This is a genomic window from Tenacibaculum profundicola (genome assembly GCF_057220795.1).
The window spans coordinates 595,479-608,388 of the sequence record NZ_CM170137.1; the positions used below are offsets into that span (position 1 = coordinate 595,479).

At 32.7% G+C, this 12,910-nt stretch carries 9 protein-coding genes; 3 read left to right on the forward strand and 6 right to left on the reverse strand.

What is annotated here, in order from left to right; all coding sequences use genetic code 11:
- From AC2TDS_RS02545 to AC2TDS_RS02565, 5 genes are all read right to left on the reverse strand, one after another.
- The gene (locus tag AC2TDS_RS02545; RefSeq protein WP_484735911.1) at window positions 1-312 is read right to left on the reverse strand and encodes a transposase; all 312 of its coding nucleotides are present in this window, start codon (window positions 310-312) and stop codon (window positions 1-3) included.
- A gap of 58 nt (window positions 313-370) precedes the next feature.
- Complete coding sequence (locus AC2TDS_RS02550; RefSeq protein ID WP_484737564.1) at window positions 371-550, reverse strand: hypothetical protein; 180 nt, start codon at window positions 548-550, stop codon at window positions 371-373.
- 762 nt (window positions 551-1,312) lie between these two features.
- Window positions 1,313-2,431: a ligand-binding sensor domain-containing protein gene (locus tag AC2TDS_RS02555; RefSeq protein ID WP_484737565.1), complete on the reverse strand. Its 1,119-nt coding sequence runs from the start codon at window positions 2,429-2,431 to the stop codon at window positions 1,313-1,315.
- A 131-nt stretch (window positions 2,432-2,562) separates the two neighbouring features.
- A complete protein-coding gene (locus tag AC2TDS_RS02560; protein ID WP_484737566.1) occupies window positions 2,563-3,072 on the reverse strand; it encodes a GNAT family N-acetyltransferase in 510 nt (169 codons plus the stop codon).
- A gap of 277 nt (window positions 3,073-3,349) precedes the next feature.
- Window positions 3,350-4,273, reverse strand: a complete 924-nt coding sequence (locus AC2TDS_RS02565) for a hypothetical protein (protein ID WP_484737567.1) — start codon at window positions 4,271-4,273, stop codon at window positions 3,350-3,352.
- A gap of 323 nt (window positions 4,274-4,596) precedes the next feature.
- On the opposite strand from AC2TDS_RS02565, the gene AC2TDS_RS02570 reads away from it, so the two are divergent.
- On the forward strand, window positions 4,597-7,002 hold the full coding sequence (locus AC2TDS_RS02570) for a TonB-dependent receptor (protein ID WP_484737568.1): 2,406 nt from the start codon (window positions 4,597-4,599) through the stop codon (window positions 7,000-7,002).
- Between the two features lie 193 nt (window positions 7,003-7,195).
- On the forward strand, window positions 7,196-9,589 hold the full coding sequence (locus tag AC2TDS_RS02575; protein ID WP_484737569.1) for a TonB-dependent receptor: 2,394 nt from the start codon (window positions 7,196-7,198) through the stop codon (window positions 9,587-9,589).
- A gap of 60 nt (window positions 9,590-9,649) precedes the next feature.
- Here the strand turns inward: AC2TDS_RS02575 and AC2TDS_RS02580 are convergent, their stop codons facing one another.
- The gene (locus AC2TDS_RS02580) at window positions 9,650-10,657 is read right to left on the reverse strand and encodes a 3-oxoacyl-ACP synthase III family protein (RefSeq protein WP_484737570.1); all 1,008 of its coding nucleotides are present in this window, start codon (window positions 10,655-10,657) and stop codon (window positions 9,650-9,652) included.
- A 180-nt stretch (window positions 10,658-10,837) separates the two neighbouring features.
- Between AC2TDS_RS02580 and htpG the strand changes: the two genes are divergently transcribed.
- Window positions 10,838-12,745 (forward strand): molecular chaperone HtpG, encoded by a 1,908-nt coding sequence (gene htpG, locus AC2TDS_RS02585; protein ID WP_484737571.1) that lies wholly within the window; start codon window positions 10,838-10,840, stop codon window positions 12,743-12,745.
- The last annotated feature ends 165 nt before the right edge of the window (window positions 12,746-12,910 follow it).

Genomic DNA, 12,910 nt, shown 5'->3' on the forward strand with positions numbered 1-12,910 from the left:
CTAAATCTTTCTTGGATCTGACGTCCCAAACTTTTTTTTTAAAAGTTCTCGTTGCACTTCTAGTTCAATCTCTCTATCGCTAAGTAATTTACGGAGTACTCGATTCTCTTCTTCTGCAGCTCTTAATTCTTTACTCTTAGTCTCATAAGTAACTTTTAAACCTGCTTCTCCTTGGTGGTCAAACTTCTTTCTCCAACTATAAAAAGTACCTGTACTAACTCCATACTTTCGACAAGCTTCTACTATACCTATCTCTTCTGAACTAGATAGTATTTCCAACTTCTGAGCTAAACTCCATTTCTTGTATTTTATATCTCAAATATATTAGTTTGAAATTTAAAAGAACACTCCGAACTTATTGGGGGCTAAATTAGGCTGTTGCTCTCCATAGAGGGAATAATCCGTTTTTACTATACTCTGAAATATCAGAACCTTTTTTTAAAAGATACTTCACTTTTTTTATATTTCCTTTTTCTACAGCTCTATATAACTTTTGAGAGTAACCTAGAGTTGAAATTCCTATGAAGAATAATAACAAGTGTTTTTTCATTTTTCTAATTTTAAATTGTTCTGACTAACTTTTTTATAATGCTTTGAAAACCAGTGGTTAAAGATTCTGGTTTTCGGATGTATTTTTTCTCCTTTTTCCTTCGCAAAACGTTAGCTTAAAGAGATTAATTTTTTTCCGAAATGGAAGGAATTGTAGCTGCCGTTTGTGTAATAAAAGTGCCATGAAATGCGGCTGCAACTTAGCGCGCAAAGGCAGGCATTGGTTTTACCTATTGTGTGTGCCCAGCTTGGGCGTCTTTATTTTATCGCAAGATAAAATATTAATCTAGAGGGGGCAAGTCCCTTATGGGTTGGGGTAACGCCCATAACCATTAGCAAGTCGCAAGGGTGAAATCCGTGAGGATTTATCTGAAGGAAGCGAGACTGCAAAACTCGGTACTGACGAACAGGAATCGTATACAGAGGCTACTACCAATTTAACTTTCTAATGACGCATTAAATTGTTTCTTTTTCTCCATCTTTTTGTTAAAATAGTTGACCATAACTAAGGCTATGCTAAACTATTTTGCCTTAATCTTGAAAAAAATAACTCAATTTAATTTTACGTTATCAAAAAATTAAATTGGTAGTAGTATTTGGATAAGGTAGCACATCATACTAACGTTCAGAAGAAAGAGTATTACCATAAAGTAAAGTTCTGATATAATGAACCGACATATACGAGACCCGTATGTACGGTGGTGTGAGAGGCCCACTCTCTCCTTAACAAGGAGAGCCGTCTACTCGATTATGCGTTCGTTTTTTATTTTTCCCAAGGGCCATTATTGGTGACACTGACAAATGAATTGTTATCATAACGAAATAATCCCATCCAACCACCTAGCCAAAACCGTCCTTCTCTATCTCTATAGAAACATTGTATTGCATTTGTAATAAGTCCGTCTTTTTTATAATAATTTGTAAATGAATTTCCATCGTAACGGTAGACTCCATAATTTTCAGCAGGAAACCATAAATCTCCATTTTTATCTTCATAAATAGTCCAGACTTCATTACCGTCAATAACGCCTTCTACTGTAAAATTGGTGAAAGATTTTCCGTTGAAACGACTTATACCTTTATGGTGTGTTGCAAACCAAATATTTCCATCCTTATCTTCTAGAATACTATTTACCGAGTTGTCGCATAAACCATTTTTTTCTGAAATATTGGTTAAGGATTTTCCGTCGTAGATGTATGCGCCTCCAGAAGTTCCAAACCACATATTCTCTTTACTGTCTTGCATAATAAAGTTTACCATTTTAGCTGTTGAAACTCCTCTTAAAGGGTCTGATTTTGAATCAGGAATGATAAATGGAGTAAACATGTTTCCATCAAATCGACATACACCTTGTAAAGTTCCAATCCAAATTATCCCTTTTCTATCTATTGCAAGACTCCAAACATCATTGTTAACAAGTCCATTTTTTTTTGTGAAATTAGTGAAAGAATTTCCATTATATTTGGTTAAACCGCCATTTGTCCCAAACCAAATATTTCCTTCTTTATCTTCTACAATTCCCCTTACCGCACCACCCCCAAAACCCTCATTAACAGAGAAATACTCAAGAATTACTCCATTATATCTTATAACTCCATCTCCATTGGTTCCAAACCATAGATTTCCACTTTTATCTTGAAATATCTTACGTACAAATCGGCTTATTTGTTTGTTAGTTGAAGGATTCATAAAAGGAATACCATATTCTTGATTAATAGGTTGGGTTGATTTTACCAATGTATTTTTAGAAGAGGTATTTGTCTGAATAGTCTTGTTTTTTGGTGTATTTGTTTTCTTTTGTCCGTTACAAGAAATTATGAGAAATGAAAAAATTAGAACAAAGAATAGCGATGTTTTTGATTGAAACCATTTTATTTTCATACTTACTTAAGTTTTTTTGATAATTCGTTCATTTCTACAATTTGGTTTTCAAATGGCACACTAACGGTTTGGGCTAAGCTTTTATGCCGCTTCTCAAACATAATTCTTTTGCGGTATAAAGTTTAGCTGTGTTATAGCCATTCCTTTCGAGTTAATTTATACCTGCGATCTATGCATTCATCTTCGGGGTTAAAGAATTCACTGCCTCTATTGAAGAATTTTTCAAGTATTTTGACAGATCGTGAATTTTCTACATAAACATCTGCAGTAATTAGGTCTGTATTAAGGTACTTAAATCCAAAATCAATTAATCCCTTAGTGATTTCCGTGCCGTATCCAACTCCCCAGAACTTTTCTCTCAGGCGATAACCTATTTCATCTTCATTTTCATTATTCTTTAAGAATGCACAAAGTCCGATAAACTCATTTTCTGCTTTTAGTTCGATTGCCCAAACCTTTGTGTCTGATGTAGTGGATTCAGTATTAAGGATCTTATTTAAGTGATTATTACTTTGTTTTTTGGTCATTACATCTCTGGGGATAGGACTCATAACATTTGGGTTGCCCATCATATCAAAATAGGCACTTTGATCGCTTTCTTGCAATTGTCTTACAATTAGTCGGTCTGTCTCGAATATCATTGTATTGGGGTTAATTGGCTATAACTAGTATATATGTGCAATTGCGCATATTTACCTTTCAAATATAGGGAAATATATGTACTAGTATATTTTCCACTTCTTACAATTATGTCAAATAACCTTTCGGTTTTGAGGACCTGAAAACCTACTATTAATTTATAATTCGCTTACTAAACCTTAAACATAAAAAAACACCTCGGAAAAGGTGCTTTGTGGTAAGTGTATTCTTTTGTGCACAAAAATGATATAGCGCTAGCTTAGTTATTGTAAATAGTTTTTATTCCATAATCCATTTAACTAATTCACTTTTATCTATTATAGACCAACTATGCGGGTGTCTATCTCCGTTTGCTCGATAACCTTTATTTTCTGTTGGTATATATGCTACTTGATTAAATCCTGATTCTTTTAAGCTTTCAGAAAGTTTTTTAATATAACAGGCGTTCATTTGATCATAATCAGCCTTTCTATTCTCCTTCCACCACATTATATCAGGCTCTGTATAAAGTCGTATTTTTACATTTCTCAAGCTTTTTAAATTGTCAATATTATTCGTTTTTGAAGTGTATATTGAATGTTCCTCATATTTTGTAATATCGTCACTTGGATTCCCTAATTGCTTTCCTAAAGTTTCAATTATCCAGGTGCTTTCTTGAACTGATATTTCTGAAAAATTTCGTGCTAAATTCTTTTCAGAGCTTCTATAAAGTGCCTCTAGGTCAATGGGCGAATCTGCAATAAAGACACCTTTAGGTTCTAATCTAAAATTCTTATTTTCAATTAGAAATGAACTAATTAATAAAGTCACGTTTCCTCCACTCGAAAACCCACCAATATAGACGTCATTTATAGGTAGTTTATTTTCAAGAAATATGTTTTGTAATTGTTCTGCAAGTTGGTGTTTTTCATGTTTTTCAAGCCACAATTTTCGATTGTAATTCATATAAATTACTGCAATACTATTTCTCTTTGCGATCTCAAATATTTTAAATTCCCGCTTAATATCTTTAGGTTTTTCCGGAAAACCTCCGAAAAGTACTAAAACCTTTTTTATGTTTTCAGTCGGTTTGCTTAATTCGTAATTGTCGGTCGTTTTTTCTTGATATTCATAGTTTAAGGATCTCATCGTTCTTTCTCTTTTTACGTTTTTGCAAGAAATAAAAACTATAAGTATCAATAAAATTCCTAAAAGTTTGTTCATTTGTAAAATTGTTTAGTAATATAGAGCCGGATAGCCATCTCTATATTTTTGTGGTCGTTCGATTTTTCAAATATATAAAAAAAGAGTTCTCAAGGATTTTTCAACTTACCACTATTATGTCAATGAACTTTTTTCAATTTTTAGAACCTGAAAAACAACAAGTTATTTTACTAAGAATTACAAAAAACATCAAACATAACAATAACTACCGCGTAAACACACCCGAAATTATTTTCACTATAACTGTTAAGAATACGTTAAACTCAGTAACAAATCAATTGTAAGAGACGTCTATCTAGTGTCAAATAAATTAAAAAGAATAGATGAAAAAATTAATACTAGGGATGTTAACGATGGTAAATCTGTGTTTGTATGCACAAATGCCCAAAGAGAATTTACCGAAACCAGGAATTGTATATGGAAAAGTCATAGATCAGGTAAATAATGAACCTTTACCATACGTAAATATAATTATCAAAACTAGTGCGAAAGAAATTATAACAGGTGGTATTACCAATGATAATGGTTCATTTACTGTAAAAGATATACCTGAAGGCAATATCATTGTTGAAGTTCAATTTATAGGATATAAAACATTTAAAAAGCCTTTAAAAATTATAGGAAAAAGAAGAAAAATAAACTTAGGCACCATTGGGTTACAGGAAGACGCTACTACTTTAGATGTAGTTGAAATAAGAGCAGAAACGTCTACCGTTACACAAAAGGTCGATAGAAAAGTGATCAATGTAGGTAAAGATTTAACTTCTGCAGGTGCCACAGCCTCTGAATTATTAAACAACGTACAGTCAGTAAGCGTTGATAGTCAAACAGGGAATATCAGTTTACGTGGTAACGAAAATGTTCGTGTATTAGTAGACGGGAAACCAACAAATATTCCCGCGTCACAATTATTAAAACAACTACCTTCTACATCTATTAAAAGTGTAGAACTAATCACAAACCCGTCTGCAAAATACAACCCAGAAGGCATGAGTGGTATAATCAATATCATCTTAAATAAAAATGCAAATATGGGCTTTAATGGTTCTATGAATTCAGGTATTGAAGCAGGACACTATGTTCGATACAATGCTTCTACCAATATGAACTATAAAACAGGAAAAGTGAATTTTTTTGGTAATTATGGGTTTAATGGTGGCGATCGATATAACTTTGGTTTTGTTAATCGTACAGGTGTAAATTACCAAGACTTTATTTTTATAAATGATAATCAATCTCATTTATTAAAATTGGGGGCTGATATATATTTAGACGATAAGAATACCTTATCATTTTACACAACACAAAACTGGTTTGATAGTAATGCTAACGGTAGGGTTCATATTTCCGATAATACAGGTGTGCTAACTAGTAATGCGCCTAATGAGCAAATTTCTGAAAGTAAAAATCAAACCTACAATATTAACTATAAACATGATTTTGCTAAAAAAGATCATAATATTGAATTTGAAGTTACTTACTCTGAAAATGATTCACCACAAATTCTTAATAATAGTGATCTTATAAATCCTAATGATGGTACTTTAAACTATTTCAACCACATTTCCAATGATAGAAATAATACCTTAGTAAACTTAGATTATACCAATCCTATATCAAAAAACGGAAAATTAGAGTTAGGTTTAGAATACCGTGAAAACAATACCGATAATACAAACATTACCAACCAAACAGGGTTTACTAACTCATCATTTACCTACGATAGGAAAATATATTCGGGGTACATAAACTATGGTCATAAATTTGGAAAAGTGACCATGCAATTAGGAGCTCGTTTAGAACAATACGATATTATTGGGGTATTCAATAGAGAAACCTTACCAAGTGCTACCGTGACTGATGATATTTTTACTGTATATCCTTCTGCTTTTTTCACATATAATCCATCAGATAAAAATCAGTTTCAATTGAGTTATAGTAAAAGAGTTGACAGACCCAATATTCAACAAGTAAATCCCATTCGAGAATGGAGTACTCCATTAATCACTTCCGTAGGAAATGCCGATTTACTTCCTCAATTTACAAATTCTATAGAATTTAACTACACTAGGAAAATTAAAGGAGGGTCAATTACTTTAGGAAGTTTTTACCGAAATATTAACGATGTAATATCGAGAGTTACTTACAAAGACCCTAACGACCCAAGTAATGTAAAACAGCTATTAACATTCCAAAACTTTGAAAACACTGATGCCTATGGGTTAGAACTATCGGTTAATTACAAAATAGCAAAATGGTGGCGAACTAACACCAGTATGGATTTCTATTCTCAAACACAATTCGGAATAACCGATCTAAGCAGTGATAATGCTCCTAGAATTGAAGTTAAAAACGAAGTGTTTAATGCCAGAATTAGCAACAGTTTTACTGTTTCTGAAAAACTCCGTTTACAATTATTTGCCATGTATAGAGGTGCTAATGAAGATATCCAATGGAAGGTTGATCCGATGGCAATGGTGAATTTAGGAGCAAACTATAGTGTATTAAAAGGAAAAGGAAATATTACTTTTAGAGTTAACGATATTTTCAATACCATGAAGTTTCAATTTAATGCAGATAATCCTTTTGCTCAAAATGGTCGTTTCAAATGGGAAAGTAGAACCACTTATCTCGGATTTAACTACAGATTTGGCGGAGGTAAAAATAAGGCTAAATCACGTAGACAAAGAGATAGTAATGAAAAGCAAAGTGGCGGTGGATTCATGTAAAATTATTTTTTTTTAACACTTAAGCTTCAGATATTTATTTATCTGAAGTTTTTTTTTTATCATTGCATTGTGTTTATGTTAATACAATGTAAACGCAGGCTATATTTATTACTCTCTCTATTTCATTATAAACGCGATCTGGTATCTTATGATATCGGACATGTATAACTATACCCCTTGCTAATCAACGAAAATGAAAAAATTATTACTAATCCTTTTATGTATAAATACATCGGAATTTTTTTCTCAAAAAAAATTACATGGAGAACTATCCGGAATTGTATTTGAAGAAAATAACAACTCCCCTATTCCTTATGCTTCTGTAGTTTGTAAAACTTTAGAGCATAAAATACTTACGGGAACTATCACGGACAAAGAGGGAAAGTTTATCATAAAAAAAATTCCTTTGAGTACGTTCTATCTTGAAATTCAGTTTATGGGTTTTTCCAAGCTAAAAAAAGAAGTAACACTGAGCAAATCCAACCCTAAACTAAATCTTAAAAAATTATATTTACAAGAAGTCTCCAACCGTTTAAACGACGTTGAAATAACCGCAGAAGAGAGTAGTATCATCCATCGAGTGGATAGAAAAATCATCAATGTAGGAAAAGACTTAATGGCTACTGGGAGTAATTCTTTACAACTACTTCACAACCTGCCTTCTGTAAATGTCGACTTTCAAACTGGTACAATTAGTTTAAGAGGAAATGAAAATGTTAGTGTTTTAATTAACGGAAAACCTTCTAACATGGATACTGCAAAATTATTAAAGCAAACACCAACTTCATTAATCAAACAAATCGAAATTATCACAACACCTTCTGCAAAATACAATCCAGAAGGAATGAGTGGTATTATCAACTTTATTTTAAAGAAAAATACAGAAGTCGGTTTCAATGGAAACGTATCATTAGGTCTTGAACACAGTATGAATACAAGAACAGACGGTTCTTTTAGCATGAATTACAATACGGGTAACGCAAACTTTTATGCTAATTACAGCACCAATTTTGGTGATCTTGTAACTATTCAACAACTAAATAGAACGGATAAAAGTTTAAGGCAGTATTTTAATTTTTTACACGATTATACAGACCACTCACTAAAAATAGGGACTGATATCTATATTGACAAAAAGAATACGCTATCATTTTACACCTCTCAAAATACCAGTAACTCAACTTTACTAACTGACGCAAGCACGCAAACGGAAAACAGTCGCTTAGATACGCCAAACTTATCAGACTACAATGAATCAGAACAAGTATACAATACTGATTACAAACTACTTCTAGATGATAAAGGCGAAAGTATTGAACTCGAAATTAATTATAGTATTCATAAAAACCCTGAAGAATCAGCAAACAAGCTCCTTCAAGACGTAAACGACCAACTATTGAATTACACCAACACCATAACAGATACTAGAAAATTATGGTTGATTAATCTGGATTATGAAAACATTATTTTTGAAGATATTGAACTCGAACTTGGACTAGAGTATCGTTCTCAAACTTCATTCAGTACCATCCTAACCGATCAATTCATTGAAGCAGGATTTCCACCAAATATCCAAGCCAAAGGAAATACAACCTTTAACTACGATAGGGCTATGTATTCTAGCTACATCAATTTGAATAAAGATTATAAAAAAATCGCTATGCAAGCTGGGTTAAGGTTTGAGCAATACACAGTAGATGGTGTTTTCTCTAATACGGAGCAACCTGAAATTTTAAACTACTCAGATAAAATTTTCAGCGTATACCCTTCTGCATTTATAACCTATAACATTTCTGATAAGAACAGTTTACAATTTGCATATAGCAGACGGGTAGATAGACCCTCTCTATTCCAAGTAACTCCCATACAAGAATGGGTATCACCGTTAACCACCTCTGAAGGAAATCAAAATCTAGTACCTCAATTCACCAACTCAATTGAATTAAACTATTCTAGATCTGGAAAAAAAACCAACCTTAGTTTTGGAACATTTTATCGTAAAATTTCCAATAAAATTGGTAGGACCATCCAAAAAGACATTGCCAATCCTGACAAACAAATTATCTCCTATGGCAATTATACAACTGCCAATAGTTACGGAGTTGAATGTTCTGGAAGTCATAAAATATTTTCATGGTGGAAAATAAGGCCTGCAATAGAAACCTATATTCAAGATTCTCAAGGCATTATTAATGAACAAGTAGAAATAGTAAAAAACACATTGTTTAGAGCGAGTATAGGTAATAATTTTAAGGTTGGTAAAAAACTAAGAGCTCAACTAAGAGCTATTTATAGAGGCAAAAGTGAAAATATTCAATTTGAAGTACAACCTTATACCATAATAAACATCGGAGTAAGTTTAACCATTTTAGACGAACAAGGCACTATAACATTGCGTGGTACGGATGTTTTTAATGGGCTTAATTATGAGTATTTTGCCGAAAACCCTTTTCCTCAAGAAGGAAAATATATTTTAGAATACGATTCTGTTTATCTCGGCTTTAGTTATAGCTTTGGAAGTTCAAAAAATAAATCGCGAGATCGTAAACAAAGAGACCTTAACGAAACTAACGGAGGTTTATTCTAAAAAAAGCCCGAAGTGATAGTCACTTCGGGCTTTTTATATTGTATTACTTGAAACGAATGTTTACCATCGAATTACTACAGATCCCCACGTAAATCCACTACCAAAAGCAGCTAAAACCACAAGGTCACCTTCATTTATTTTGCCTTTCTCCCAAGCTTCTGTTAAAGCAATAATGACAGATGCAGCCGTTGTATTTCCATATTTTTGAATATTATTATACACGCGATCATCTGATAATTGAAATTTTTTCTGAATGAACTGTGCTATTCGTAAATTCGCCTGATGCGGAATTAACATATTAATATCTTCTTTCTGTAAGTTATTGGCTTCTAAACCTTCAACAATAGCCTCAGAAAAACGAACAACAGCATGCTTAAATACAAACTGACCATTCATATATGGATAATAAGAAACATCTTCTGGGTCATTGGCTTCTAGAATTTCCGGAACCCAACGTCCTGTTGAGGGACCTTCTAACGCTAACTCTTTGGCATGCTTACCTTCAGAATGTAAATGAGAAGATAAAATACCTTTACCCTCTTCTTCAGAGCGAGATAAAACTGCTGCTCCTGCACCATCACCAAAAATGACAGTCACTCCTCTACCCCTAGTTGATCTCTCTAAACCTCCAGAGTGGTTTTCAGCACCGATCACCAAAATGTTTTTATACATTCCTGTTTTAATGAATTGATCTGCAACTGAAAGTGAGTAAATAAAACCAGAGCACTGATTACGAATATCCAATGCACCAATAGTAGGCATATCTAACATATCTTGTACTCGAACTCCACCTCCAGGAAAATACATATCAGGGCTTAGTGTTGCAAAAATGATGAAATCAATATCATCTTTGGTTAAACCAGCTCTTTTAATCGCTATTTCCGCTGCTTTCGCTCCCATTGAAGAGGTGGTTTCTCCTGTTTTAGGGTCTATCCAACGACGCTCTTTAATACCAGTTCGCTCTTGTATCCATTCATCACTCGTTTCCATCCACTGGGTTAAATCGTCATTAGTAACCACGTTATCAGGCACAAAATACCCTAATCCTGTAATTTTTGAACTATACATAGTTTTTTATGTTAATTTTTAGTTGTATGCAAATTTTCAGCTACCAAAAATACTAATTTAAAACTAAAGGAAAGAACCCTAAATAAAACTAGTATATGTCAAATTGTCATTTAACTACATTTGGTACTTTTTTTGAAAGATGATTTGCATTAAAAAAACATAAACTTAAATATTTATATTATGAGTAAAGGAAATATTAATGTATCAGTAGAGAATATTTTTCCCCTGATTAAAAAGTTCTTGTATTCTGATCACGAAATATTTTTACGTGAGCTTATTTCAAACGCTACAGATGCAAGTACGAAATTGAATCATTTAATTTCTATTGGTGAGGCTAATGTTGATTATGAAAACGCTCAAATAGAAGTAAAAATAGATAAAGACAATAAGACATTAGCTATTAAAGATCATGGGTTAGGTATGACAGCCGAGGAGGTAGAAAAATACATTAACCAAATTGCCTTTTCTGGTGCAGAAGAATTTTTAGAAAAATATAAAGATGATAAAAATGAAACTGGTGTTATCGGTCATTTTGGTTTAGGCTTTTATTCTGCTTTTATGGTTGCCGATAAAGTTGAAATTATTACTAAATCGCACAAAGAAGAACCCGCTGCTCATTGGACCTGTGACGGATCTCCTGAATACACATTGGTAGCACATGATAAAGCAGAGAGAGGTACAGAAATTATTTTACATATCGCTGATGATTCTACGGAGTTTTTAGAGGAAGGAAAAATCAGAGGTTTACTTACAAAATACAATCGTTTTAACCAGGTGCCAATTAAGTTTGGGACTAAAAAAATTAACGACCCTGATTTTACACCACAAACCGCTACTGATAAAGACGGAAAAGAAACTACAGAGCCTCACAAACAAATTGAAGTTGATGATATCATTAACAACACTGCGCCTGCTTGGACCAAAAAACCTGCAGATTTAGAAACTGAGGATTACAAAAATTTCTACCGTGAATTGTATCCTATGCAATTTGAGGAGTCTTTGTTTCACATTCACTTAAATGTTGACTACCCATTTAACTTAACGGGTATTTTATTCTTCCCTAAGTTAAGTCAAAACTTAGACACTCAAAAAGACAGAATTCAATTATATCAAAACCAAGTTTTTGTTACTGATAATGTAGAAGGAATTGTGCCTGACTTTTTACAAATGCTTAAAGGAGTAATTGATTCTCCAGACATTCCTTTAAATGTTTCTCGCTCGTACTTGCAAGCTGATGGTGCTGTAAAGAAAATATCTGGTTATATTACTAAAAAAGTAGCCGATAAACTAAGTTCATTATTCAAAAATAATCGTGAAGATTTTGAACAAAAATGGAACGATATCAAAGTAATTATCGAATACGGAATGTTATCAGAAGATAAATTCTTTGATAAAGCTAAAAAGTTTGCCTTATACCCTACTGTAAATAATGAGTATTTCACATTTGATGAATTCATTGAGAAAACAAAAGATGCGCAAACCGATAAAGACGGAAATCATATTGTGTTATATGCTGCCAATAAGGATGCGCAACACAGTTATATCGAAGCTGCGAAAAACAAAGGATATGAGGTTTTATTATTAGACTCTCCTATTGTTTCTCATTTGATGCAAAAATTAGAAACTTCTGGTGATACCAAAGTACAGTTTACTCGTGTAGATGCAGATCATGTTGATAATTTAATCAAAAAAGATGACACTGTAATTTCTAAACTTACTGACGAAGAAAAAGACAAATTGAAACCAGCAATAGAAGGTGCTATTCCTAAAGAAACTTATACTGTTCAATTGGAAGCAATGGATTCAGATGCCTCTCCATTTTTAATTACGGTTCCTGAATTTATGCGTCGTATGAAAGAAATGAATGCCTCTGGAGGTGGAATGATGGGCATGGGGAATTTACCAGAAATGTACAATTTAGTAGTGAACACAAATCATGAATTAATTTCAGAAATACTGAATGCTGATGAAGAAAAACAAACACAATTAATCTCACAAGCATTTGATTTAGCGAAATTATCTCAAAACCTGTTACATGGTGAAGATTTAACTAATTTTATTAAACGTAGTTATTCTCTAATTAAATAATAAACCCAAAAAAGAGACTCACTTCGGTGGGTCTTTTTTTTAACTATATCTTAAGCTTGAAAGAAAAATAGTGCCATTACTGCACTAATTTTACTTTCTTGTGCTTTTTTGCACTTTCTTTCACACTATAGAGCCCCGTAGTAAAACTAAGATGAAGAAAAAACC